Source organism: Nocardiopsis sinuspersici (assembly GCF_001998325.1).
GTDB lineage: Bacteria > Actinomycetota > Actinomycetes > Streptosporangiales > Streptosporangiaceae > Nocardiopsis > Nocardiopsis sinuspersici.
Genome location: NZ_MCOK01000001.1, coordinates 4,752,101 through 4,778,323 on the forward strand (window position 1 = coordinate 4,752,101; position 26,223 = coordinate 4,778,323).

18 protein-coding genes are annotated in these 26,223 nt (G+C 73.1%); 13 read left to right on the top strand and 5 right to left on the bottom strand.

Annotated features, from left to right (window positions below; all coding sequences use genetic code 11):
* Positions 1-56: 56 nt before the first annotated feature.
* Complete coding sequence (locus NOSIN_RS20545; RefSeq protein WP_077692320.1) at positions 57-494, bottom strand: YciI family protein; 438 nt, start codon at positions 492-494, stop codon at positions 57-59.
* 314 nt (positions 495-808) lie between these two features.
* Here NOSIN_RS20545 and NOSIN_RS20550 point away from each other — a divergent pair, with 314 nt between their 5' ends.
* The 3 genes from NOSIN_RS20550 to NOSIN_RS20560 all read left to right on the top strand — a co-directional run bounded on the left by NOSIN_RS20550 (position 809) and on the right by NOSIN_RS20560 (position 8,871).
* Entirely contained in the window at positions 809-1,534 is a 726-nt protein-coding gene (locus tag NOSIN_RS20550; RefSeq protein ID WP_077692321.1) for an OB-fold-containig protein, read from the top strand.
* 255 nt (positions 1,535-1,789) lie between these two features.
* The gene (locus NOSIN_RS20555; protein ID WP_077692322.1) at positions 1,790-3,835 is read left to right on the top strand and encodes an SPFH domain-containing protein; all 2,046 of its coding nucleotides are present in this window, start codon (positions 1,790-1,792) and stop codon (positions 3,833-3,835) included.
* 11 nt (positions 3,836-3,846) lie between these two features.
* Complete coding sequence (locus NOSIN_RS20560; RefSeq protein WP_077692323.1) at positions 3,847-8,871, top strand: DNA repair ATPase; 5,025 nt, start codon at positions 3,847-3,849, stop codon at positions 8,869-8,871.
* A gap of 151 nt (positions 8,872-9,022) precedes the next feature.
* Here NOSIN_RS20560 and NOSIN_RS20565 read toward each other — a convergent pair whose 3' ends face one another.
* From NOSIN_RS20565 to NOSIN_RS20580, 4 genes are all read right to left on the bottom strand, one after another.
* Entirely contained in the window at positions 9,023-9,682 is a 660-nt protein-coding gene (locus NOSIN_RS20565) for a response regulator (RefSeq protein ID WP_077692324.1), read from the bottom strand.
* Positions 9,679-10,833 carry a sensor histidine kinase gene (locus NOSIN_RS20570; protein WP_077692325.1) on the bottom strand — a complete coding sequence of 385 codons (1,155 nt, stop codon included), beginning with the start codon at positions 10,831-10,833 and terminating at the stop codon, positions 9,679-9,681. The genes NOSIN_RS20565 and NOSIN_RS20570 overlap by 4 nt, the downstream gene beginning before the upstream one ends.
* Positions 10,830-11,666: a CPBP family intramembrane glutamic endopeptidase gene (locus NOSIN_RS20575; RefSeq protein ID WP_077692326.1), complete on the bottom strand. Its 837-nt coding sequence runs from the start codon at positions 11,664-11,666 to the stop codon at positions 10,830-10,832. Before NOSIN_RS20575 ends, NOSIN_RS20570 begins: the two co-directional genes overlap by 4 nt.
* Before the next feature lie 226 nt (positions 11,667-11,892).
* Complete coding sequence (locus tag NOSIN_RS20580) at positions 11,893-12,504, bottom strand: suppressor of fused domain protein (protein WP_077693683.1); 612 nt, start codon at positions 12,502-12,504, stop codon at positions 11,893-11,895.
* Positions 12,505-12,890: 386 nt separating this feature from the next.
* Between NOSIN_RS20580 and NOSIN_RS20585 the strand changes: the two genes are divergently transcribed.
* From NOSIN_RS20585 to NOSIN_RS20630, 10 genes are all read left to right on the top strand, one after another.
* Positions 12,891-13,073, top strand: coding sequence for a thiazolylpeptide-type bacteriocin (locus NOSIN_RS20585; protein WP_077692327.1), 183 nt, complete (start codon positions 12,891-12,893; stop codon positions 13,071-13,073).
* A 151-nt stretch (positions 13,074-13,224) separates the two neighbouring features.
* Positions 13,225-13,407, top strand: a complete 183-nt coding sequence (locus tag NOSIN_RS20590; RefSeq protein ID WP_077692328.1) for a thiazolylpeptide-type bacteriocin — start codon at positions 13,225-13,227, stop codon at positions 13,405-13,407.
* Positions 13,408-13,522: 115 nt separating this feature from the next.
* Positions 13,523-14,425, top strand: coding sequence for an ABC transporter ATP-binding protein (locus NOSIN_RS20595; protein ID WP_077692329.1), 903 nt, complete (start codon positions 13,523-13,525; stop codon positions 14,423-14,425).
* On the top strand, positions 14,422-15,273 hold the full coding sequence (locus NOSIN_RS20600) for an ABC transporter permease (protein ID WP_077692330.1): 852 nt from the start codon (positions 14,422-14,424) through the stop codon (positions 15,271-15,273). The genes NOSIN_RS20595 and NOSIN_RS20600 overlap by 4 nt, the downstream gene beginning before the upstream one ends.
* A 53-nt stretch (positions 15,274-15,326) precedes the next feature.
* Entirely contained in the window at positions 15,327-18,011 is a 2,685-nt protein-coding gene (locus NOSIN_RS20605; protein ID WP_077693684.1) for a lantibiotic dehydratase, read from the top strand.
* Positions 18,008-19,156, top strand: a complete 1,149-nt coding sequence (locus tag NOSIN_RS20610; RefSeq protein WP_077692331.1) for a lantibiotic dehydratase C-terminal domain-containing protein — start codon at positions 18,008-18,010, stop codon at positions 19,154-19,156. Before NOSIN_RS20605 ends, NOSIN_RS20610 begins: the two co-directional genes overlap by 4 nt.
* On the top strand, positions 19,149-20,903 hold the full coding sequence (locus NOSIN_RS20615) for a hypothetical protein (RefSeq protein ID WP_077692332.1): 1,755 nt from the start codon (positions 19,149-19,151) through the stop codon (positions 20,901-20,903). The genes NOSIN_RS20610 and NOSIN_RS20615 overlap by 8 nt, the downstream gene beginning before the upstream one ends.
* 194 nt (positions 20,904-21,097) lie before the next feature.
* Positions 21,098-22,852: a TOMM precursor leader peptide-binding protein gene (locus NOSIN_RS20620; RefSeq protein ID WP_236743407.1), complete on the top strand. Its 1,755-nt coding sequence runs from the start codon at positions 21,098-21,100 to the stop codon at positions 22,850-22,852.
* Positions 22,804-24,366: a nitroreductase family protein gene (locus NOSIN_RS27500; protein WP_227015223.1), complete on the top strand. Its 1,563-nt coding sequence runs from the start codon at positions 22,804-22,806 to the stop codon at positions 24,364-24,366. The genes NOSIN_RS20620 and NOSIN_RS27500 overlap by 49 nt, the downstream gene beginning before the upstream one ends.
* A 63-nt stretch (positions 24,367-24,429) precedes the next feature.
* A complete protein-coding gene (locus tag NOSIN_RS20630; protein ID WP_077692333.1) occupies positions 24,430-26,148 on the top strand; it encodes a thiopeptide-type bacteriocin biosynthesis protein in 1,719 nt (572 codons plus the stop codon).
* Positions 26,149-26,223: the final 75 nt, after the last annotated feature.

Here is a 26,223-nt window from a genome sequence, read left to right on the forward strand (position 1 = left end):
CCGGCGCGGCCCACGGGCTCGTCGGAGCACCGCGGGCCGCGCCGGCGCGGGCGCGGTCAGCTCCCGTGCGCGTATCCCTCGGCGCGCAGCTCGCGCTCGCGCTCCTTCAGGTGCTCGGGCATGTCCTCGTGGTCGTCCATGTCGGCGATCCGGCGCAGCTGGAGCCGCATGGCGGTGTCGTCACCGGCGGGCGGGTGCGGGCAGCGCTTGGCCCATTCCAGGGCCTCCTCACGGGAGGAGACCTGGATGATCCAGTACCCGGCGATGAACTCCTTGGCCTCGACGAAGGGCCCGTCGGTGACGGCGGCCTCGCCGTTCCGGAAGGTGACGTAGGCGCCCTCGGAGGTGGGGGCGAGCCCCTCCCCGGCCAGCAGGATGCCCGCCTTGACCATCTCCTCGTTGTAGGCGGCCATGGCCTCGTAGACCTCGGATGCGGGCTCGTAGTCGGCCGCCTCGGTCTCCGGGCTGGACATGATCGACATCAGGTAGCGCATGGCGTGCTCCTCTCGTGCGGTGGGGGGCTTCTCTGCCCCGCTCTCATCCACACGTCGAACGGCCCCGTGCCGGATCGACACCTCCCCCGAACTTTTTTCCGGACTCCTCCTCCCGGCCGCCGACCCGTCCCGCGAAGGTGTGCCGACCGGCGGGCACCGCCCGCAGGGACGCGGAGGGGGCGGGGTCCGGGGGCCCGGTGGCCACATGCGGCCACCGAGCCCCCGTCCGCGTCCCGCGCGCCGGGGTTCGGTAAAGTTCCAGCACAGTCGGCACGGCCGACACTGCCGACGTGTTCGAGGGCGAGGGGTGACGGGTGGGGCTTTTCCTGGATACCGCCTTCGGGTTCCCGACGGTGCTGTTCACCCCGCTGCTGATCGTCGTCGCCCTCTACTGGCTGTTCGTCGTGTTCGGCGCCACCGACTCCGAGGTGCTCGACAGCGTGGACGACTCCGGCGACGCCGTGGGGCTGAGCGCTCTGATGGGGCGAGTAGGGCTGACCGGGCCGAAGGCCTCCGTTGAGGGTGGTGGCCCGTCCCACGCGCAGCGCCCCGCGGGCGATGGCGGGCGACGGGTGGGACTCGGCAGGGTCCCGGTCACGGTGGCGCTGAGCATGCTGGTCTGCGTCGCCTGGTTCGTGAGCATGATGGGGAGCATCGTGACCAGCTTTCTGGGTACCGTCTCCACTCCCCTGCTGATCGCCCTGGGCGCGGTGGTCCTGCTGATCGCGGTCGTGGCCGCGTGGGCGGTCACCAGCGGCGTGGTCATGTCGGTGCAGCGGTTCCTGCCCGAGCGGCGCGGCGACTCCAAGCACGAACTGGTCGGGCGCACCTGCACAATCCGCATCGGCGAGGCCAGCGAGGGCTTCGGCCAGGCCGAGATCACCACCGCGGGCGGCGCGGCGATCTCCATCCCGGTGCGCACCACCGGCGGCGAGGTCCTGCCCGTCGGCAGCACCGCCCTGATCTTCGAGCACAGCACCGAGGACGACCTCTTCCTCGTCACCCACTTCGACGCGGCGCTGGACCCCGGCCAGGGCTGAGCCGCGCCCCTCGGCGATCCCGGCCTTCCGGGAACCCGCCCGCCGCACGAGGCCCCGCCGCGTGACGTGCGCGGCGCCCGCACCGGACGTACGGACCGCCGCCCGGCGCCCCCGGAACGCGTCCCGCCCTGGTCCCCCGCACGGCGCCGGCGGCGCGGAACCGTTTCCCCGCGCGTCGCGTCACACCCTCCGAGCGCCCCTCCGGCGACGCTCTCCCCCTCTTACGCACGTCACTCGCAGAAAGTAGACCCCCACGTGTTGCTGAGCGCTACCACGAACGGCCAGGAGGCGGCGAACGCGGCCTTCCTGACCGTGGGCGTCGCCATCGCCGTCGGCGTCGTCGTCCTCATCGCCCTCCTCCTGATGATCACCCGGCTCTTCCGCAAGGTCGAACAGGGCAAGGCGCTGATCATCTCCAAGGTCCGCGACGTCCACGTCACCTTCACCGGCTCGATCGTCCTCCCGGTCCTGCACAAGGCCGAGATCATGGACATCTCGCTCAAGAGCCTGACGCTCGAACGCGGCGGCCGTGACGGTCTGACCTGCAAGGACAACATCCGCGCGGACATCAAGGTGTACTTCTACGTCCGGGTCAACGAGACCGCCGAGGACGTCAAGAAGGTCGCCAAGGCGATCGGCACGGAGCGGGCCAGCGACCAGGACACCCTCCAGGAGCTGTTCAACTCCAAGTTCTCCGAGGCGCTCAAGACCGTCGGCAAGCAGTTCGACTTCGAGGAGCTGTTCACCCAGCGCGAGGAGTTCCGCCAGGCGATCATCTCCCTGATCGGCACCGACCTCAACGGCTACATCCTGGAGGACGTGGCCATCGACGAGCTGGAGCAGACCCCGCTGCACCAGCACGACGCCAACAACATCCTCGACGCGCAGGGCATCTCGAAGATCACGGAGCGCACCGCCAAGGAGCACAAGCGCACCAACGAGTTCGAGAACGACCGCAAGAAGGAACTCGACCGGCAGAACACCGAGACCGCCGAGACCCTCGCCGAGCTGGAGAAGCGCCGCGAGGAGGCCGCCGCCAAGGCCAAGCGCGAGATCGAGATCATCCGTGCCCGCGAGGAGGCCGAGACCGCCCGCGTGCAGGCGGAGGAGCGCCTCAAGGCCGAGACCGCCAACATCCGCACCTCCGAGGCGCTGGGCGTCCAGCACCAGAACCAGCAGCGCGAGGTCGCGGTCGCCGAGAAGAACCGCGAGCGCGTCATCGCCATCGAGAGCGAGCGCATCGAGAAGGACCGCCTCCTGGAGGTCATCGGGCGCGAGCGCGAGACCGAGCTGAGCCGCATCGCCAAGGACAAGGAGGTCGAGGCCGAGAAGCGCGAGGTCGCCGACGTCGTCCGCGAGCGGATCGCCGTCGACCGCACGGTGGCCGAGCAGGAGGAGGCCATCAAGAGGCTGCGCGCGGTCGAGGAGGCCGAGCGCCAGCGCCAGGCCGTCATCATCCACGCCGAGGCCGAGGCCCAGGAGAACCTGGTCAAGGACATCAAGGCGGCCGAGGCCGCGGAGGCCTCCGCCAAGCACCGGGCCGCCGAGGAGCTCACCCTGGCCGAGGCCCGCCAGCAGGCCGCCGAGCTGGACACCCGCGCCAAGATCCGCCTGGCCGAGGGCGCCCAGGCCGAGGCCGCGGCCGCCGGCCTGGCCGAGGTCCAGGTCCGCGAGCAGGACGCCGACGCCATCGAGAAGGTCGGCCGCGCCGAGGCCGCCGTGGCTAGTGAGAAGGCCCGGGTCGAGGCCGAGGCCATCGAGCAGAAGCTGCGCGCCGAGGCCGCCGGCCTCACCGACAAGGCCGAGGCCATGTCCGCCCTGGACCAGGTCAGCCGCGAGCACGAGGAGTACCGCCTGCGGCTGGAGGCCGACAAGGAGGTCCGCCTGGCCGGGATCGACGTGCACCGCCAGGTCGCCGAGGCCCAGGCCACCGTGCTGGCCACGGGGCTGGAGAGCGCCGACATCAGCATCGTCGGCGGCGACGGCGCCTTCTTCGACCGCATGGTCAACTCCATCGGCCTGGGCAAGGCCGTGGACGGCTTCGTCGGCAACTCCCAGACCGTGCAGGCGCTGGGCGGCGACTGGCTCAACGGTGGGGGCGGCTTCGCCGAGGACATGCGCCGGGTACTGGCGTCGGTGGACACCGACGACGTCAAGAACCTCACCGTCTCCGCGCTGCTGCTCAAGCTCATCGGCGCGGGCGGCCCGCAGGCCGACAAGCTGGACGGCCTGCTCGGCACCGCCCGTTCCCTGGGCGTGGACCAGCTGCCCGCGACCGCTCTCGCCCACGCGAAGCAGTGAGGTAGTCCTTCGTGACCGAGGCCCAGTCCCAGGAGACCCAAGGCACCGGGCCGGGCGCCGACGACGCGCGGTCGCTGGACGCGGGCACCTACGAGGTGCTCCGCGCCCGGCTGCGCGAGCAGACCGGCGAACTGGCCCGGCGGACCGAGGAACTGAACACGCGCCGTCTGGAGGTGTTCGGCGGCACCGAGCTGTCCCTGCTCGGCACCGAGCGCATCCGCACGGAGCACAACTGTGTGCCCCGGGACATCGTGAGCGTGGGACGTTCCGTCGGATCCGGCGCCGACGGCGCGATGATCCTGTTCGGCTACAACGTCTTCATCGGAATGCAGCGCGAGACCCACGTCCCCGACGTGTTCTCGCTGCACCGGTACGAACGCGACGGTGAGGGGTTCTCCTTCACCGACGCCCCCGAGGGGACCGTCCCCGGACTGCTCTCCGACGAGCGGTTCCAGCAGGACTTCGGCCAGCTCTACCGCTACTACCGCGACGCGCACCTGCTCCAGTTGCGCCGGGTCGAGGACCGGCTGCTGGCCGTGTTCCAGACCGGGCCGAACACCGAGGACGTGCGGGTGCTGCGGTGGTCGGTCTCGCCCTCCGGCGAGATCGCCTACCTCGACGCCCGCGGCGAACGCGACCACGTGTTCCCGCCGTCGCACGACTTCACGTGGGTGGAGACCACCCGCGAGGACCACGTGGCGGGCCGCCACCCGCACATCTCGATCCTCGACGAACTGTTCGTGGAGACGCTGGGCGGCGACCTCACCATCAAGGTCGAGAACAACACCGAGGTCGGCGAGGGCGTCTACAGCGAGCCCGTGGACGAGCCGCTACAGAGCCTGGCCGACGCGTCGGTGCACTACGCGCGGGTGGGCGCGCTCATCCTGCTGCGCGTACGGCCCTACAACGAGACCGCGTGGCGGCACCTGGTCTTCAACACGCGCACCAAGGAGGTCGAGCGCCTCGACGGCGTCGGCCAGTCCTGCCAGCGCCTGCCCGACGACCAGGGGCTGATCTTCCCCGGCGGCTACTACCTGGCCACCGGGTCGGCGCGGACGTTCGACACCGACGTCACCGACCTGGAGTTCGAGCGCGTGGTGCGCTCGCCCAACGGCGAGGACGTGCTGTACGTCTTCCACTCCCGCGCGGACGGCCGCAGCCTGCTGCTGCCGTACAACACCATCCGCAAGGAGGTCGCCGCCCCGATCGTCTGCCACGGGTACTCGCTGTTCGACGACGGCACCATGACGGTGTTCCGGGACAACGCGGGCGAGCCGACCCGGGTGCACCCGATGCAAGTGTGGCGGACCCCGTACGTGTCGGACGTGTACGCGGCGGCGCAGCCGGTGGGGACCGGCCCCCTGGAGCGGATCGGCAACGCCGAGCTGGTGCGGGGCGTCTCCGAGTGCCTGTCGGTGGCGCGGATGGCCGAGGACATGCGGCCGTCCACCGAGGTGTTCGAGGCGATCATCTCCGCCTGCCGCCGGGTCTGCGACCGGTTCCACTGGCTGGGCGAGGAGGAGATGGGCGACCTGGCGGCGCCCCTGTCGGAGGCGCGGGCCACCGCCACCCGGGTCCTGGAGGAGTTCGAGACCGTCCAGACCCTGACCCGGCAGGCCGCCGACACCCTCGCGGAGACCGAGAAGAGGGTGGTCGCGCTCATCCGGACGGCCCGCGGGGAGACGCCGCGGTCGGCGGAGGGCTGGGTGCGGCGGCTGACCGAGCTGCGCCGCGCCCAGGGGCAGGCGGCCACGCTGCGCGAGACGCGCTACGTGGACACCGAGCGCCTGGACGACCTGGACGGCAGGCTCTCGGAGGAGATCGCCGCGACCGGCCGCCGCACTGTGGCCTTCCTGGAACGAGGCGAGGCCTTCAGCGGGTACCACGACGAGGTGGACCGGCTCGTCGCGGACGCCGAGGGCATCGAGGCGGTCAGCGCCGCGACGGCCGTCGGCGAGCGCGTCGCCGAGCAGACCGAGGGCCTGCAGGTGGTCACCGAGGTCGTCGGGTCCCTGGACATCGGCGACGCCCAGGTCCGCACGCGCATCCTGGAGCGGGTCAGCGAGGTGCTGGCCGGGATCAACCGGGCGCGCGCCACGCTGGAGGCGCGGCGCGGGGAGCTGCTGGCCCTGGAGGGCCGGGCGGAGTTCGCGGCCGAGTTCGCGCTGCTGGGACAGGCGGTCACGGGCGCCCTGGCCGCCGCCGACACCCCGGACCGGTGCGACGAGCAGCTCGGACGCGTCATGCTCCAACTGGAGAACCTGGAGTCGCGGTTCGCCGAGTTCGACGACTTCCTCGGGGAGTTGGCGGACAAGCGCGAGGACGTGTACGAGGCGTTCTCCACGCGCAAGCAGTCGCTGGTGGACGAGCGGGCGCGGCGGACCGACCGCCTGGCATCGTCGGCCGCCCGCGTTCTGGAGGGCGTGCACCGGCGGGTCGCGAAACTGGACACGCTGGAGGACGTCAACACCTACTTCGCGTCGGACGCGATGGTGGCGCGGCTGCGCCGCACCGCGGAGGAGATGCGCGAACTCGGCGACACCGTGCGCGCGGAGGAGCTGGACGGCCAGGTCATGGCCGCCCGGCAGGAGGCGGGGCGGGCCCTGCGGGACCGCGCCGACCTGTTCGAGGGCGGCGCGGGCGGCGAGACGATCCGCCTGGGCAGGTACCGGTTCGCGGTGAACACCCAGCCGATCGACCTGACGCTCACCCCGCACGGCGGAGAGATGTCGGTGGCGATCACCGGCACCGACTTCCGGGCTCCGGTCACCGACGAGGGGTTCGGGCGGACCCGGCACCTGTGGGACCGGATGCTGGTGTCGGAGAGCCCGGAGGTGTACCGCGCCGAGTACCTGGCCGCGTCGATCCTGGCCGCGGCCGAGGAGGGCGCGGACGGGCTGTCGCTGGAGCGGCTTCGCGAGGCCGAGGTGCACGCCGAGAACGGCTCGTCGCTGACGGCGCTCGTGCGCGACGTCGCCGCGGCCCGGTACGACGAGGGGTACGAGCGGGGCGTGCACGACCACGACGCCGCGCGGATCCTGTCGGCGCTGCTGCGGCTGCGCACCGGCGCCGGACTGCTGCGGTACCCGGGCGCGGCGCGTGCGGCGGCGCAGTTGTTCTGGGCGTTCGGCGCCACCGGGGAGCAGCGGTCGGCGTGGCGGACCCGGGCGGCCTCGCTGGCCCGGGCCCGCGAGGTGTTCGGGGTGCGCCGGTCCGCGGCGGTCGACGGGCTGCGCGCGGAGCTGGCGGCCGGTGTGGACGGCTTCCTGACCGGGACGGGGCTGCACCAGGACGCCGACCTGGACCTGGTGGGCGAGTACCTGTTCGAGGAGATCGCCTCGGAGACTCCCGGTGAGCGGGGTTTCGTGTCCGGCGCGGGCGCCCGTCTGCTGCTGGACCGCTTCCACCGGGCCCTGGGCAGCGCGCGGGAGACCACGCGCAAGGCCTTCGAGGAGGACCTGCGCGAGCTCGACGGCGACCTGGCGGCGCGGCACCAGTTGGTGACGGCGTGGCTGGAGGCGTTCGCCGCCACCCAGGAGGATGTGGACCCAGGCGACCTGCCCGAGGCCGCCGCGATCGAGCTGGCCGCCGTGGACCGGTACGAGTCGTCGGCGGCCGTGCACGAGAGCGTGGGCGGGCTGCTGGGCTCGCACCCGCGCGTGCGCGAGCGCTCCCTGGAGGTGCGCCTGGACGAGTTCCTGCCGCGCACCCGCCGGTTCCGGCTGGAGGAGGTGCCCGCCTACCGGGACTTCCAGCGGCGCCGCAACGAGCTGGTGGCGGCCGAGCGCGAGCGCCTGCGGCTGGAGGAGTACCGGCCGAAGGTGATGAGCGGGTTCGTCCGCAACAAGCTGCTGGACGAGTCCTACCTGCCCCTGATCGGCGACAACCTGGCCAAGCAGTTGGGGGCGGCCGGGGACGACAAGCGCACCGACCAGAGCGGCCTGCTGCTGCTCATCTCCCCGCCCGGGTACGGCAAGACCACGCTCATGGAGTACGTGGCCAGCCGCCTGGGACTGGTGTTCGTGAAGGTCAACGGGCCCGCGCTGGGGCACGCGGTGACCTCGCTGGACCCGGACGAGGCTCCGGACGCCACCTCCCGCCAGGAGGTCGAGAAGATCTCCTTCGCGCTGGAGGCGGGCAGCAACACGATGCTGTACCTGGACGACATCCAGCACACGAACCCCGAGCTACTGCAGAAGTTCATCTCGCTGTGCGACGGCCAGCGCCGCATGGAGGGCGTGTGGAACGGGCGGACCCGGACCTACGACCTGCGGGGCAAGCGGTTCGCGGTGTGCATGGCCGGCAACCCCTACACCGAACAGGGCAAGCGGTTCCGGATCCCGGACATGCTGGCCAACCGCGCCGACGTGTACAACCTGGGCGACGTGCTGTCGGGCAGGGAGGAGCTGTTCGCGCTGAGCTACGTCGAGAACGCGCTCACCTCGAACCCGGTCCTGGCGCCGCTGTCCACCCGGGACCGGGAGGACGTGTACCGGTTCGTGCGGATGGCGCGGGGCGACGACTCGGTGGGCGCGGACCAGCTCGGCCACCCGTACTCGGCGGCCGAGGTGGACCGGATCGTGTCGGTGATGCGCAAGCTGCTGCGGGTGCAGGAGGTGGTGCTGGCCAACAACCAGGCCTACATCGCCTCGGCCGCGCAGTCGGAGGACGCGCGCACCGAGCCGCCGTTCCGGCTCCAGGGCTCGTACCGGAACATGAACCGGCTGGCGGAGAGGATCGTGCCGGTCATGAACGGCGCCGAGGTGGAGGCCGCGATCGACGACCACTACATGGGCGAGGCGCAGACCCTGACGTCGGGCGCGGAGGCGAACCTGCTCAAGCTCGCTGAGCTGCGCGGGGTGATGACGCCCGAGCAGGAGGCCCGCTGGACGGAGGTCAAGGAGGCCTTCCGCCGGGGCCGGGCCCTGGGCGGTGCCGACGACGACCCGATGACCAGGGCCATCGGCGCGGTGGGCCTGCTCGCCGACCGGGTGGGCGAGATCGGCGCCGCGATCGGCCGGGGCTCCGAGCGGTAGCCGGGCGGACCGGCCGAGGGACGCACGGGCCGCCGCCCCGGGAACCACCCGGAGGCGGCGGCCCGCCCGTGTGTCCGGTGGGCGGAGGGTCTTCCGGCGGCGCGCGCTCCCGGCCATGGCCCCGGCGCTCCGCCGCCGCCCGAACGGCGCGTCAGGTCACCAGGCCGTGGCGGTAGGCGTAGACGACCGCCTGGACGCGGTCGCGGAGCGCGAGTTTGCCGAGGATGCGCGACACGAAGGTCTTGACGGTCTCCGGGCTGATCACGAGGGCCGCGGCGATCTCGCTGTTGGAGAGGCCGTCCGCGATGAGGCGGAGGACCTCCAGTTCGCGGGGGGTCAGCGGGATGTCCTTCGGGCCGCCCTCCGCGGGCCGGATCCGGGCGGCGTACCTCCCCACGAGCTGGCGGGTCACCTCGGGGTCCAGCAGTGCCGCGCCCGTGGCCACGGTACGGATCCCGTGCAGCAGCCGGGGAGCCGGAGCGTCCTTGAGCAGGAACCCGCTCGCCCCGGCGCGCAGGGCCTCGTAGACGTACTCGTCCAGGTTGAACGTCGTCACCACGAGCACCTTGACGGGACGCGGCACCCCGGCACCGGCCAGCAGGCGGGTGGCCTCGATGCCGTCGAGCACCGGCATGCGCACGTCCATCACCACGACGTCCGGGCGCAGACGGCCGGCGAGGTCGACGGCGGCCCGCCCGTCCCCGCACTCGCCCACCACCTCCAGGTCGGGCTGGGCGTCGATGATCGTCGTCAGCCCCGTGCGGATCAGCACCTGGTCGTCGCAGACCAGGACCCGGACCGGCGCGGTCACGACGGGCTCCCCGCGGGTATGCGCGCCCGCACGACGAAGCCGCCGTCCGTCCGCCGACCAGCGCTGAAGTCGCCGCCCAGGACGTCGACCCGTTCGCGGAGGCCGGCGAGGCCCCACCCGCCTCCGTCGGGGGACCCGGCCCGCGAGCCGGAGCCGTCCGTGCCGACCTCCACCGTGATCTCCCTTTCGCCGTGGTGCACCCGGACCGAGGTGCGACTGCCGTGGGCGTGCTTGAGGGCGTTCGTCAGCGCCTCCTGCACGACCCGGTGGGCCACGAGGTCGGCGCTGCCGGCCTCCTCCGCGGGTGTGCCCTCCTCGGTGAACTCCACAGGCTGCCCGGCACGGCGCGTCTGCTCCACGAGCGTGAGGAGTCCGCCGGCGGGCACCGTTCCCGGCCCGGTGCCGTGGTCGGGGTTGAGCAGGTCGAGCAGGTGCCGCAGGTCGGTGATGGCCCTTCGCCCGGTGTCGGTGACGGCGGTCAGGGCCTGGTCGAGGCGGTCGGGTGCGGCTGTCAGGTAGCGCGCCGCCTCGGCCTGCACGACCATCGCCGTCACATGGTGGGTCACCACGTCGTGGAGGTCGCGGGCGATGCGGGTGCGTTCGGCGGCGCGGGTGTCCTCCGCGACACGGAGGCGGTGCTCGGCCTCCGCGGCCCGGGTGGAGCGCAGCCACGCCCCGATGCCCCACACGAGGACCAGCACCAGGTAGAACGTCACGAACCCGCTCGGTGTCTCGCCCGAACCGAACCGGGAGAGCGTGACCGCCAGCGGCACGTACGCCGCGGAGAACACGAGCGCGGTGGCGTGCCGGTGCCGTTCCAGATGGGCGCCCGCGCTCAACAGCGCGATGGGCAGCGCGATGCCCGCGAGCGAGTGGTAGCCGTGGAGCTGGTCGACGGCGAAGCCGAGCGCCACCAGGGTGAGGCAGACGACCGGCCACCGTCGGCGCGCGGCGAGCGGGAGGCACTGGAGGGCGATCGCCGGGACGGCCAGTGCGTCGAAGGGGCGGGGCGCCACGCCGCCGAGGTCCGTCCCCTGGCTGTGCAGCGCCGGCACGAAGGAGAGCGCCAGGAGCAGCAGCCCGAGTGGAAGGTCCCGGACCGTGACGTCGAGCCGGTGCCACAGCTCCAGGAACCGCCGACGATCGATCATCCGGGAAGCTTAGCGGTGGCGCCGGTCCCCTCCGCACGCCGGCGTAGGGGCACCAGACGGCCGCGCCGGTGGGCCATCCACAGGAGCACGATCGTCGCCAGCGTGCAGAACAGGATCGAGTACAGGCTTCCCTCCGGCCCGAAGTCGCCGCCGGTGATCAGCATCGGGCCCGACAACGCGGTGTCCAGCAGTCCCTGGGGAGTGTCGCTGCCCGAGACCTCGGTGCTGAAGATGGCGGACCCTGCGAGGTTCCAGCCGAAGTGCAGGCCGATCGGCAGCCACAGTTTGCGGGTGGCGACGTAGGCGGCGGTGAGCATGCCGCCGGCCTCGATCGCGATGGCGATGGCGCCCCACAGGCTGGCGTGCGGGTTGACCAGGTGCACCAGGCCGAACAGCACACCGGTCAGCACCAGCGCGATCCACGTCCCGGTCCACCCCTCGACGATCCGGAACAGGACGCCGCGCCACATGACTTCCTCACCCACCGCGACCGCGGCCATGAAGCCGAGCAGCCCCACCGCGCCCGCCACCGAGCCCAGGCCGTTGACCTCGTAGAACCCGAGGGCGGCGATGTTCGCGATGACGAGCCCGAACAGCGCGACGCCGATCAGCGTCCCCAGGCCGATCGCGGACACGGCGCCTTCCCGGGCGATCTCCGTGACCTCGCGGCGCTCGGTCCGGCGTACCACCCACCCGTAGACGAGCACCGAGAGCACGGCCGTCAGAACACCGACGGCGAGTGTGAGCCACAGGTTTCCCTGCACCGCGACGAGGCTCTGGCCTCCTATGAGAGCGACCACCGCAACGGCCAAGAACTGCCACACCAGTCTCACGAGAACTCCTTTGCCGGATCCGCGGCCGAAGCGCCGCGACTGCGTCGAACACTACGGATCCGGCGGTTCGGAGTCGTCACCCCGCGGTGGACACCTGCGCGTAGCTCGCACGGGGGACAGGGGGCCGGGCCGGAGCGAAGCGACGTGCGCGCCCGGGCACCGGCGGGGAGGCACGCGTCCCGGGACCGAACGCGGGACGCGGGTCCACGGGGCTCGGGATCCGCTGCTACTGGTCCAGGCGGACGGGCTCCCTGCCCGGGTCGGTGAGCAGCTTCGGGTCACGGTCCCTCAGGAGCGCGACGAGCGGGGCGGCGGTCTGCGCCTCCTGGACGTCGGCGCCCTCCCCGGACGTCAGGCCGACGATCTGGTGGAAGAGGACGATCCCGTTGGGGGTGTCCATGACGCGGATCTCGACGTCGGGAACGATGACCAGGGAGGTCATGTCGCCGTTGGCGGGCTCGCCGCCGAGCGGGGACGGGGTGGTGATCCAGTGGCCGACGTCCAGTTCGCTGCCGGAGAGGAAGTGGTCGGCCAGGGCGTGGAGGACGCGCAGGATCCAGCCGGGGACGGTCTCGTCCCCGTCCTCGCGCGGGATCCGGCAGGTGAACTCGAAGCCCGCGCCGGAGACCCGGGGTTCCTCGCTGGTCTTCTCGCCGAGCTCGGTCAGCCCGAAGGTCACCAGCAGCCAGTGGCCGTCGAGGGGATAGGCGAGCACCCCGTCGAGGCCCCCGTCCCGCTTCCCGTCCGCCGCGAACTGGACCGTCAGCGGCTGCACGTCGGGATACCGCTCCGCCCACTCCTCGTAGATCCGGACGAGTCCGGGCAGCATCTCCAGCATCGCGTCGTCGCTCTCCAGGCCGATGGCCTTCGTCGGTGGTCGTTCGCCTTCCGAGGATATGAGCGCGCCGGGGGCGTCCGGCCCGGTGGCGGCCCGGCCGGGGACCGAGGGTCCCGGGGAAAGGGCCGGGTATCCGGCGAGTGAGGGCACGGAGGGTATTCGAATAACCACTCGAATTCTCCACTTCACCCGGGGATAAACCCGGGTTCTCATTCCGGCCGGTACGGGGGCCCGAAAACCGGCGAAGGCTTCCCTGTTACGGGGGGTGTAACTGACGACCACACTTCAGGAAATGATCAATACATCCTCTATCTACCTCGTTCGCCGCATGCTATTTTCTTTTGGCCCGGGGGGTCAGGCAGAAACGAACTAGCGAAGAGGCACCTATGCCCCATTCGACAGCACCCGACATCGACCTGCCGGAGCTGGACTTCGACAGCATGGAGGTCATGAGCGTCCGCGAGGCCGTCGCGGTCCCTGAAACGGGTGCCACGAGCGGCTCCAGCAGCTGCACCTCCACCTCGTGCTGCGGCTCCAGCAGCTGCTGCTCGGGCGGCTCCTGCGGCTGAGCCGATTCGGCTACATTCCCGATACCAACGTCCCCCAAACCCCCGATTCGATAATTCACGCCATATCAGCAGATCAAAGCGTGAACCAATTCGACGTGCCTGCTCGAAGGCACGCACATCCCCTGAACCCAGCCTCAGAAGAAGGTGCTTGATGGCAATGCAGGACTCCCCCGTGATCGACCTGCCCGACCTCGACTTCGACAGCATGGAGGTCATGAGCGTCCGCGAGGCCGTCGCGGTCCCCGAAACGGGCGCCACCAGCGGCTCCAGCAGCTGCACCTCCACCTCGTGCTGCGGCTCCAGCAGCTGCTGCTCCTCGGGGTCGTGCGGCTAGCGGTGCTCCCTCGGGGCTCCCGCCCCGGATCCAGCGGCACCGCCCAGGGCGGCCCCCTCTCCGGTCCGGGGGCCGCCCCCTCACGCCCCACCCCGACGAACCACGAGGGCCGCACGTGTACGCCATCCAAGCCACCGACATCACCAAGGACTACGGGAAGGGGGAGGTCCTCCACGGCGTCTCCTACCAGGTGCCCACCGGGCAGATCGCCGCGCTGCTCGGCCCCAACGGGGCGGGCAAGACGACGCTGATCGAGATCCTGGAGGGACACCGGGGACGCACCTCGGGCCGGCTGTCCGTGCTGGGGCTCGACCCGGGCAGCCGCCGCGACTTCGCCCGGCTCCGCAGGCGCATGAGCGTCGTCCTCCAGCAGACCATGCTGGAACCCGGCCTGTCGGTGCGCGACATCCTGCGCCGCCACGCCTCCTACTACCCCGATCCGCTCGACACCGACGAGGTCCTCGACCAGGTCGACCTCGTGGAGAAGCGCTCCGCCCTGGTCAAGTCCCTCTCCGACGGCATGCGCCGCCGCCTGGACCTGGCCCTGGCCCTCACCGGGCGCCCCGAGCTGCTCTTCCTGGACGAGCCCACCACCGGCCTGGACCCGGTGTCGCGCCGCCGCATCCGCGGCCTCGTCTCCGGGCTGCGCGACAGCGGCACCACCGTGGTCCTGACCTCGCACGACCTCACCGAGGTCCAGGAGCTCGCCGACCGGGTGGACGTCATCCGCGACGGCGAGTTCATCGCGTCGGGCAGCCCCGACGACCTGGTCCGCGGTTCCTCGGCCTTCACGGTGGTGGAGTTCGCCGACCCCGGCGTCGCCGCCGAACGCCTGCCGGAGGGCGCCGCGCTCGTCAACGGGCGGGTGCGCATCCGGACCGACGACCAGGACACCGTCGTGCGCGAGGTCCAGGAGTGGGCCACGCGGGAGGAGACCGAGATCAGCGGGTTGACGATCGTTCCGCCCAGCCTCGACGACGCCTACATCGCGATGCTGGAGACGGGAAGGACCGAATGAGCACCACCGAGACCGCGCGCACCAGGCGCCGACCCAGCAGCTTCCTCCTGCACGTGGACGGGGAGCTGAAGGAGTTCTGGCGCTCCCCCATCACCCTGGCGTTCATCGTCCTGATGCCGGTGATGTTCTACGTCGGCTTCGGGCTCGCGTTCCGCTCCGAGGCCGACGTGGTCCGTGTGGTCGGGGACCACGAGATCACCCAGGCCAACCTGAGCTACGGCGGCATCCTCGGCTTCGCGCTGATGTCGGTGGCCTTCGCCAACGTGGCCATCGGCCTGGCCATCCGCCGCCACCACGGCCTGTTCAAGCGCTTCCGCACCACCCCGGTCAGCCCGGCGACGGTGATGGGCGCCTACCTGGTGAACACCCTGCTCACGGCGGTGATCGTACTGGTGGTCGTCACCGCGATCGGCCTGCTCGGCATGGGCGTGACCGTCGACCCGGCGCGTGTACCGCAACTGCTCGTCGCGCTGCTGCTCGGCTTCGTGTGCATGGCCCCGCTGGGCGCGGCCGCGTCGCTGCTGCCGCCCAACGCCGACGCCGCCGTGCCGATGGTCAACGGCATCTTCTTCCCCGCGGCCTTCCTGGCGGGCGGGTTCGTCATCCTGCCGCTGGGCGACACCGTCGGAGCGGTCGTGGACCTGCTGCCCGGCCGCCCTCTGACCGTCCTCATCCAGGGTTCCCTGGCCGAGTCCGGCCCCGCCTGGGACTGGTCGGCGGTGGGGCTGCTGCTCGCCTGGTCCCTGCTGGGCACGGTGGCGGCGCTGCGCTGGTTCCGGTGGGCCTCCGAGCGCGAACCGCGCGGGTTCGGATCGGCCAAGCGCAAGGGGTCGGGGGTCGAGGGTTGATCCTTTCTCCGTTCGACTGCGTGGAGGGCCCCTACCTGGTCTCCCGCGTGAACATGTACCCCTACCTGCCCCTGCGCGGCGCGGCCGTGGAAACGGACCGCGAGCTGGTGCGCACCCTCGCCGACGAGGAGGAGTACCGGGAGCGGATCCGCGAGCGGCTGCTCGACACCCTGCACTCGTCCGCCCCCGGCATCGAGGACGAGGAGCACCGGAGGACGGCGCTGGCCGCCAAGCGCGACGTGTACAACCGGCGCCCGCCCCGGACGTCGCTGGCCGGCCATCCGGTCACGCGGCGGATCGACGCGCTCGGCGCGTGGGTGCGGAGCTGGGAGCGCACACGCGCCGCCGCCGGGGAACTCGACGCCGCGCACGGAGCCGCCCTGGCCGCCGAGCGCGCCGTGCTCGCGGCGTGGGCGCGCGACCCGCTCACCGACCGCAGCACGGCGATGTCCAGCCCGGACCTGCACCGGGCGGTGGCAGCGCGCGGGGCCACCGACGGACCGCCCGACAAGCGGATGCGCAAGGCCGAGCCGTCCCTGGTGCGCTACCACTCGCGCTCCACGGTGAAGGTCAGCCCGTACTCGCTCTACACGGGCGTGTACTTCGACGACATGGAACAGCCGTCGTCGGTCACGCGCGACGGCGAGCCGCTGAGGTTCACCACCGACGCCGACCTGCGCCGCCTGCTGGTCCGGCAGGCGGGACGCGTGCTGGCCGCCGACCCGGAGGCCCGCCTGGGGATGGAGTGGGTGCTCACCGGCGGGGCCCGCCGCGAGGGCGACCGCCTGCTGGTGCGCCGCCGCCGGTGGGTGCCGCCCGCACCCGGGCTGCGCGCGGAGGCGTTCGGCGAGGAGGAGGTGCGCATCCCGCTCTCGGGGGCGTGGGGCCCCCTGGTGGCCGCGCTCGAACGGCGCGCGGCGCGGCCGGTGCGGTTGTCCGAGCTGCGCGACGGCCTCGCGGCGGATCTGGGGCACGGGTCCGACGCGGTGATGCGCGTGCTGGACAAGCTGGTCGGAACGGGTGTGCTGGTGCCGTGGGCGCCGGCCGCCGAGCAGTCCCCCGACTTCGTCCGGCGCTGGTACGGGCTGGCCCGGCGGCTTCCGGGGGCGACCGCCGCACGGGTGGCGGCGGCCTTCGAGGCCACCCGGGACGTGCTCGATGACTTCGGGGAGGCCACGGGCACGGAACGGGCGCGTTCCGTGCTGCACCTGCAACGCCTGTGGTCGGCGGCGGTGAGCCCGGCGGCCTCCGCGGACCGGGACGACCGCGGGAGCGGAAGGGCCTCCGGGGACCGGGAGTCCCAGGAGCCCGGGGAGATCCAGGAGTCCGGGTCCCGGACGGCACGGCGGCCTTCCGATGACACGGCCTCCTCACCCCTGGTGGAGGACTGCCACGTCTCACGCGGCGCACCGGTCCCACGCGAGTGGACCCGCGCGTGGTCCGCCGACCTGCGCGGACTCATGCCGCTGCTGTTCGCCCTGGACGACCAGCGGGTGCTGGCGGGCGCGCTGGAGAGCGTGTTCGTGGACCGCTACGGCCGGGGCGGCCGGTGCACCGACCTGGACGAGTTCGCCGGGCACGCACGCGCGGCCTTCCCCATGACCCAGCGCCTGATGGCGGGTGAGACCGGCGAAGCGGACGAGGACCTGTCCCGGCTGCTGGCCGCCCGGCGGCGTGCGGTCGAGCACCTCAATGACCTGTCGGGGCAGGACGCCGAGGCGGTCGAGGTGGACCCGGCCGTGGTGGAGGAGGTCGCCTCGCTCCTGCCCGAGCGGGAGTTCACCGCACGGCGCTCCTTCGCCGTGTTCGGGCACCCCGACCACCGGGGCGGGCTCGTCCTCAACCACCTGTACGGCGGACGGGCGCGCTACTTCAGCCGGTTCCTGGCCGCGCTGCCGGACGGCGTGCGCGACCGGGTCGCGGCACACGTGCGCCGCCTGGGTCCGCCGGACGCGGACACCGTTCACATGCGGTCCGCGCTGGGGTTCAACGCCAACCTGTCGCCGCTGCTCGCCCCCGAGGAGTTGGCGCTGCGCGACGAGCCGGTCCTGGCGGACGGGCCCTCCACCGCCGACCTCCACCTCGTGCACACCCCGCGCGGGCTGAGGCTGGTGCGCGGCTCCCGTGAGGTCGACCCGGTCTACACCGGCTTCCTGGTGCCGCACGCGCTGCCCTACGACGAGATGCTCGTGGCGATGCTCGCCGACTCGCCGTTCTTCTCGTTCAGCGACACCGTCATCGACCTGCACGAACGCTGGGAGAGGAGCCGCTCCGACCGCCGGGCGCCGGGCGGCACCCCGCGGATCTCCTTCGGCGACGTGCTGCTGTTCCGCCGACGCTGGGCCCTGGACGCCGACCTGCTGGCCGCCCGTCCCGGGGAGGACCCGGAGTCGCTGCACCGGCGGATCAACGTCGAGCGGACCCTGCGGGGCATGCCCGACCAGGTGTTCGTCCGACCGCTCCAGGGCTCGCGGATGGGTCCGATGGAGCGGGCGATGGCGCCCAAACCCCAGCACGTGGACTTCCTGAGCAGACTGCACACGGCGACCGCCGCGAAACGGCTGGCCCACCTGGGTCCGACCCTGTTCGCGGAGGAACTCCTGCCGTGCCCGTCGGAGGGCGGCCTGAGCGGGCCGCGCGGGCGGCACGCCACGGAGGTGTTCCTCGAACTGTCCACCGTGCCCTCCCCCGTCCCTCCGATGCCCGTTCCCCCAGGCGAAGTGAGGCTGGTCCCTTGACCGTCGGACTCCGAGTGACCTACTACGACAGCGACAAGGGCGCGCTGCTGGGCGAGTGCCTGGTACCGGCCGCCCTGGAGACCTCCCGAAGGGAGGGGATCACCGCCGCCTGGCTCCACCTGCACTGGCGGCTGGGTCCGCACTGCGTGCTCTACGCGGACGGCGACGCCGAAGCCGTGGACGCCGCGCTGCGCGACGCGGACGTCCGCGTACGGGGGTTCCTGGAACGCGAGCCTTCCACGTACGCGATCGACCCCGGCCAGTACGCGGACTTCTCCGCGAGGATGGGCCGCATGGAGCTGGTGGAGCCGCCCTACGCACCGCTGGAACCGGACAACTCGGTCCGGCGGCTGGAGGGGGACCCGGTGGACACGTTCCTGCGCGGGCGCGAGGCGGCCGAGCTCAAGGGCCGGGTGCTGACCGACGGGCTCTCCCGGGTGGCCGGCCTGGTCGGCGGCCGGGCCGACGGAGGGGCGGCGGCCTCCCACGTGTTCGCGGGGATGGGCGCGATCGCCTCCCAGTACCCCGAGTGGGGACTGCGCTCCGGCTACCAGGCGTTCCTGTCGCACTGGAAGGAGTACTTCCACTGGTCGGACCCCGACGGGAGGGCGCAGGCGCGGCTCGCCGAGTCCTACCTGGCACAGCGGGAGGATCTGGTGGAAACGCTGCGCGCGGTCCACGAGGGCACCACGGACGACCCGTCCGCGCTGTCCTGGCTGGAGTGGACGCGGCGGTGGCTGCCCGAGGCGGTGGCCCTGGCGCGCGGGGAGCACATCCTGCCGTTCCCGCACCCGGACCGTCTGGACACGGCGACCCGCTTCGGCGAGGACACGCGGATCCGGTGGAGCGGCTCGGACGAGCGCTCCTACAGCGACTTCCACCGGGAGTTCCGCAAGCTGGACTTCACCCGGCTGGGCGACGGGTACGGGTTCGCGGCGTTCCGGTTCGTCATCAACTGCTTCTTCGACCTGCTGCCCCTGATGGGGGTGTCGCCGATCCAGCGGTACTCGATCGCGTACCTGTTCACCGAGGCCGCCCAGGAGGTGGTGGGCGAGACCTGGGAGGAGACCGTGCGCCGGGTGGTCGACCACCAGAGCAGCGACCCGGAGCTGAAGCCGACCCTGCCGTGGGTGGGCGATGCCTGAACACACCGCCACGCCTGAGCACACCGTCACGCGCCGGCTGAAGAGCGCCGTGCGCGCCCGCTCCCTCGCCGAGGAGGGGGTCGCCCTGAGCATGGGGGCGACCGCCGTCGTGGTGCGGGGCGCCCGGGCCGACACCGTGTGGCGCGCCCTGGAGCCCGCGCTGCGCGCCGGGTTCACCCGGCGGGCCCTGACCGAGCGGTTCCCGGCCGGGGGCAGGCCGTTCCTGGAGGGCGTCCTGGACCAACTGGAGGAGCACGGGTTCCTGCGGGAGGCGGAGGAGGAGCACGGGCTGTCGGAGTCCGAGCTGGCCGCCTACCCGCACGTGGAGTCGCTGACCGCGCGGCCGTACGCGGCGCTGCGCGCGCTCGCGGAGAGCACCGTCCGGATCCGGTCGTCCTGTCCGCTGCTCGAAGCGGAGGTGCGCCGTGCCCTGGGGCGCGCCGGTTTCCGCGAGGTACACGCCGACACCGGGCCCGGCACCGGCGCGCTGCTGACCACCAGGCTCTCCGTGCCCGGGCGGGAGGAGGCGCTGCACCTGGTCGACACCGAACGCGGGGTGTGGGTCTCGGGCCCGCGCAACACGTCCGGCGGCCCCGAGCTGGTGGACCGTGTGCGGGCCTGGTTCGGGGGGCACGGCGCTCTCGGGGCCCCCGAGGCGAGTGGTGCCGCCGAGACCTCCGAGGGCTCTGGGGGCTCTGGGGTTTCCGGGGTCCCTGGGGCGTCCGGGAACGAGGAGAGCCCCGGGCTGGCGATCACACGTTCCCTGGTGGCCGCCCAACTGGCGCTGGCCCTGGTCGCGCAGGTGGCCCGGAGCGTGGACGCGGCGGAGCCCCCGGGCGATCCGGAGTTCATGGTGACCACGGACGAGCTGGTCAGCGAGCCGCATCCGTTCGTCGCCCTGCCCGCCCTGGACCCGCGCGTCGAGGCACCCCTTCCCACGGGAGCCGTGCCCGCGGAGGAGGTGCCCGAACGACTGGACGCGGTGGCGCACCTGTGGGACCGGGTGTTCGGCCCGGTCGGCGAACCCCGGCCGGACGACCTGGAGCAGTTGCCCGTGGGACTGGCCCGGGTGGAGCGCTCTTCCCTCCTCGGCGCGGGTACCACCACCGCGTCGGCCCGACTGGACGCGCTGACCACCGCGCTGCACGCCGTCGCCCGGCCGGAGGGATCCGGCCGCGGAACGGGAGACGGTGGTCGTGCCCGGGCCGGTGATCCCGGGTTCGGGCTGGGGCTGACCCCGTCGGCGGCGGTGGGCGAGGCCGTCGGAGACCTGGTGGTGCGCGTCCGCGACCGCTGGAAGGACGTGGACCGGCCGGAACCGATGTCGGCGTCCGCCCGCAGGCTGTGGGCCGCGCTGACACTGCGTTTCGGGGTCGGGGCGCGGCTGCTCTGCCAGGAGCTGGACGGCACCGCCCTGTGCCGGGTCACCGTTCTCGGCCCCGGCGAGGAGCCCATGGGCGTCAGCGCCGCTCCCGACGTCGACGCCGCGACACGGGAGGCCCTGCTCCGCGCCGTCGCCCGCGTCCAGGCCGCGCGGGACGGGGCGGCCGGCGGTGCTTCCGGGGACACCGCGTCCGCCGGATCCGCGGAGGAGACCGTGGCCGTGACGGCGACGAGGACCGAGGCGGTGACCGCGTCCCTGGCGCGGTGGGCGCGCGAGACCGGCCTGGTTCGGGTGTACGCGCCCGGCGGGGCCGATGCCTGGGCGGAGCGCGGTGTGTACACGGCGGTGGCCTCATGGACCTGACCACACGGAACCAGGGGAACCAACGGGTCTCACCTGAGGGGCGAGACCAGCGAGACCCGCAGGACCGGCAGGGTCAGCAGGACCACCGGGACCAGCGGACCGCGCATGAGGAGCGGGACCAACGGGACCAGAGGTCCGCACGTGAAAAGCGAGGCCAGCGGGACGGGCGCGTCCGTGCCCGGGTCCCGTCCCCCGTGGGGGCGACGCTGGCCGAGCCCCGCACCCTCCGTACGGGCGGGGGCCTGCTGCACGTGGCGATGAGCGGCGCGCTCGCGGTCGTCGGACCGTGGACCCCCGACGCGTCCACGGGCTGTGCGCGGTGCGCCGGGCTCTGGCGCCGGGACGTGGAGGGCGACACCGCCCCCGACCGGCCCGTCCCCGAGCTCTTCCCCCTGTGGGCGGACGCCTTCGCCGGCCTGGCCGAAACCGCCGCACACGGCCCCGAGGACCTGCGGCTGGCGCTGGTCGCCCTGGACTGCCGCACCGGCGAGGTCACCCGGCACCGTCTCGTCCCGCACCCGGGCTGTTCGCACTGCTTTCCCGGGGGCGCCGGACTCGCCGTCCCCGGCGGCCTGGACCTGCGGACCCCGAGGCCGGTCGCCGGCGACGCCCTGCGCACACGCTCCATGGACCGCGCCGGCCTGCGGGCGCGGCTCCTGGACTTTCGCTTCGGACCCGCCGCCCACGTCTACCGGGACGAGGAGTCACCGCTGTCCCTCATGACCTGCGAGACCGTCGCCCCCGGCCACACCAGGCGCGAGGGCGGCTACGGGCGCTCCACCCGGTTCTCCGACAGCGAGGTCCCCGCCTTCCTCGAAGGCGTCGAACGCGTCACCGGCGGCCACCGGCACACCGGCGCGGCCACGGTCTTCGGCAGCTACGCCGAACTCGCCGACGACGCCCTCGACCCCGAACGGCTCGGCCTGCACGAACCCGAGTGGTACGGGCACCCGGTCTTCGACCTGGTCCCCTACTCCCCCGACGTCCCCACCTCCTGGGTCTGGGGCTGGTCCACCCTGGAGCGCCGCCGGATCCTGGTGCCCGAGCATGTCGCGTACTGGCACGCGGGTACCGAGGGCACCCGCTTCCTGTACGAGTCCTCCAACGGCTGCGCGGTCGGCGGGACCCTGGAGGAGGCCGTCCTCTACGGACTGTTCGAGGTGGTGGAGCGCGACGCGTTCCTGCTCGCCTGGTACTCGCGCACACGGCTGCGCGAGATCGAGGCGGACCCCGGCCTCGCCCACCTGACCGACCTGCTGGACGAGCGCGGCCTGCACCTGCGGCTGCTCGACCTCACCTCCGACCTGGGGATCCCCACGGCGCTGGCGGTGGTCACCGCCCCGGAGGAGGCGGTGCGCTCGGGGCTGGCACCGGCGCTGAGCCTGGCCACCGGCACCCACCTCGACCCCCGGCGCGCGGTCATGGCGGCGGTGGAGGAGACCGCCACCAACGCGCTCATGTACCCCAAGTGGGTGCGGATGCGCGCGTCGGTCGACGTGGAGCGCTGCCGCCCCATGCTGGAGGACTTCACCCTGGTCAGGACACTGGAGGACCACACCGGAATGCACGGGCTGTGGGAGTCGCGCCGGCACTGGGAGTTCCTGGGGGCCCCGACCGCCACCGTCCCGATGGAGGGGTTCGCCGCGGGCCGCCCCTCCTCCTTCGCCGGGGCCGACCTCACCGCCCTGCTCCGCGAACGCCTCGACGCCGTGCACGCGCTCGGGCTGGACGTGGTCGTGGTGGACCAGAGCAGCGCCCCGTACACGGACGCCGCCGGGGTCCGCTCGGTGAAGGTGATCGTCCCCGGAGCCCTGCCGATGACCTTCGGCCACACCCACCGCCGTACCCGCTCCCTGGAGCGGCTGACCCGCGCTTCCACGCTGTTCGAGGGAGGAGTCCCATGGGAACGACACGGCCAGGTCCACCCGGTACCGCACCCCTTCCCGTGACCGGTCCCCGCCCTCCCGCGACCGACTCCCGGGCCCGGGTCCTGGCCGGGTTCCACGGCCAGTCGCACGACAAGGACGTCTCCCCGGTGGAGACCCTGTTCTTCGGGCCGGACCTGTCCAACGGCCTGGCCCGGCCCGTACCCGGGCAGGCCCGCCCGAGTCTGCCCGCCCTGGGCCCGCTGCGGGACACGAACGCCTCCGGGCCCCCGCTCGGCGGCCCCTGGTCCCGCGCGCAGCGGCTGCTCGCCGCGTGCGTGGAGGCGGTGCGGGTGCGCCGGATCTCGGCGGCCGACCGCTACCCGGTGCACCGCGCCTACCCGTCCCCGCGCGGGCTCTTCGGCGCCGACCTGTTCGTGGTCTCCGGCGGTCCCGTACCCCGGTGCCTGCGCGTGGACCCGCAGTCGCACGCGCTCCAGCCCCTGGACGGCCTGCCCGCGCCGAGGGAGCCGGAGGACCTCGCCGACGCACGCCTGGTCGTGGCGGTGGACCACCGCCGCTACCCGCCCGAGTACGGGCGGCTGCGCCCCTCGCTCGCCCTGCTGGAGGGCGGACACCTGCTGGCGACGCTCGGTCTGGCCCTGGAACGCGCCGGTCTGCGTCCCCGCACGCACTTCGGTCCCACCGACACCCCGGTGCCCAGCGGTTTCTCGCCCTGCGGCGCCATCACCCTGGAGCCGGACGGGACCTCCGACGCGGACGGGGCAGGCGAGGCTCCCGAGGCGGGCAGCGCTCCGGAAACAGAAGGGACCACAGAAGCAGGCGGCACTCCGGAAACGGAAGGGACCACTAAGGCAGGCGGCACTCCCAAGGTGAGCGGCGCTCCGGAAACGGAAGGGGCCACGGAGCCGGACGGGTTCCCCGAGGCTGACGGGACCCCTACGGACACCGCGCCGACGGTGTCGGCCGAGGCGCTGTCCCGGGTGGCAGCCGCCTCCGCGCCGACGGGCACCGCGCTGCGCCGCTGGCTCGACGACCGCACCAGCGGGGTGTCCACCGCCAACCTGGTCACCAGCTCCCACGTCGGCCCCGGCGGGGGCGAGGGCGTCAGCACCGCCCTCGCGGCCGCCCTCGGCGCCGCCGGGGAGGCCCTCCCCGTACCCGGCGCGCTCCGCCTGTACCGGAAGGTCCTCGTGGCGGACCGGGTGGACGACCGCGCCGCTTGCGAACTCGTGCCCGACGGCACCGAACTCCCCTCCCGGCCCGTGGCGCGCACCGGGGAGACCAACTTCTCCTCCTCCCTCGGCTACACGCTCGCCGTGGACTTCCGCCCGTGGGCGCGTGCCCACGGCGACCACGCCCAGACCGTCCTGCACACCCTCCTCGGCTGGACCGCGCAGTGGGGCTGCCTCGGCGCCGCCGCCACCGGGCTGTGCGCCCGGCCCATGCGCAACTACCAGGAGGCCGACTGGGCGGCCGTGCTCGGGCTCGGCCCCGACCAGACCCCCGCCTACCAGTTGTGGGTGCGCGCCGAACGCGGCTCCTACATGGACCTTCCAGTCGACGCCTCCCCCTGACCCCGTCCGCCCGGCCCCCGTGTCCGGGCGGGAGACCCCCGAAGCCAAGGAAGAGCAGCCACCGTGACCCGTACCTGGTCGGCCGTGTACGTCCACCTCCACCGCGAGCGCGAGCACCTCGACGCCTTCCTGCTGGACCACCTGGCCCCGCGCGCGGAGGAACTGGTGGCGCGGGGCCGCGCCAAGGCGTGGTTCTTCCTGCGGTACTGGGACGGCGGCCCCCACCTGCGGGTGCGCTTCCTCGACGCGGACGCCGACGCCGTCGACGCGTTCTCCGAGCACATGCGCGCCGCCGCGGCGGAGACCGCCGACGACGCGGTCGCCCTGGACAGCGCGGCCTACTACGCGAACCTGCCGCAGGCCGACCCCGGCCGCTGGCACGGTGACGGCGACGTGGTCGGGGCCGTCTACGAGCCCGAGACCGGGCGCTACGGCGGCCCGGAGGCGCTGGAGGTGTGCGAGGACTTCTTCTGCGTCAGCTCCGCCATCGCACTCGCCGTCCTGCGCTCCGCGCCACAGCCGCACCAGCGCCAGGCGGTGGCCGCCGACCTGGCGTCGCTGGCCTTCTCCGTGCTCGGGTTCTCGGACGTGGAGGCGGTCCGCCAGGCCCGCGGCTACCACGCCGCCTGGGACTACTCCGCCGAGGTCGCCCGGGGAGACGGCCGTGCCCGCGAGGAGGCCGAGCACCTGTTCCACTCCTCGCCCTCACGCTGGCTCCAGCGCCGCACGCAACTGGAGCGCCTGGTCTCCGCCGACGGCTCCTCCACCCACCACCTGTGGCACCGTGCGCTCGGCGAGACCGTGGCGAAGCTGCGCCGTCTGCACGCGGAGCAGCCGCTCACCAACGCCCTCACCCGCATCGTGTGGTCCCTGCTGCACATGCACCACAACCGCATCGGCCTGGACATCGACGACGAGCGACGCATCGCCTGGCTCCTGTCACTGTCCTATCCGCGGTGGGAGCCCGCCGGGGACTTCTTCGCGCCCGGGGTGGCCTCGCCCGACCGGGCGTACGCGGAGGCGAGCAAGTACCGGACGGCGACCATCGGCGGCGAGCACCTGCCCCGGCCGGTACCGCACGAGGAGGGGCTCTCCCCGGCCTCCGCCCCCTCCCACGCGGGCCTTCCGGTGGTGGGCCTGCCCGCTCCCGGCCCGCTGACCGCCCCGGTCGGCGACGTGCTGGACCAGCGGTACAGCACGCACGGCGACTACGGCTCCCGCATGTCCCTGGCGGACCTGTCGTCCCTCCTGGGGCACGCCGCCGGGGTCAGCCGCGCCCGCTCCGGCGAGCCCGGCCGCCGCCGGCCGCCGCGCAACCACCCGAGCCCGGGTGCGGCCTACGCCACGCAGGTGTGGGTGGTCGCCCGGCACGTGGAGGGGCTGGACCGGGGCACCTACCGCTACCGTGCCGAGGAACACGCCCTGGTCCGGGCGGACGGCGCCGCGGCCGCCGACCGGCTGGCGGAGCTGTCCCCGTTCCTGCGGGGGTCGGCCGACGGCCGCCCGGGGGCCGTGGCGGACACGGTGGGAGCACTGCTGGTGCTGGTGGGGGACCTGGGGAGGCTGCGGGAGGGGTACGGCCAGCGCGCCCTGCGCCTGCTCCTACAGGAGGCCGGGCACGTGGCGCAGAACCTGTCCCTGTGCGCGACGGCGCTGGGGCTGCGGAGCCTGGTGGTGTCGGGGTTCGCCGACGACGCGGTGAACGCCCGGCTGCACCTGGACGGCGTGGACCGGATCGCGCTGACGCTGTTGCCGGTGGGCTCAAAGCCCTCCCCTGCCTAGGTACCGCGGAGCACGGTGGGTCCGGGGCCGCGCCCCCACTGTGGCGTTCGGAAGTGCTGGATCGGCGTCTCCGGC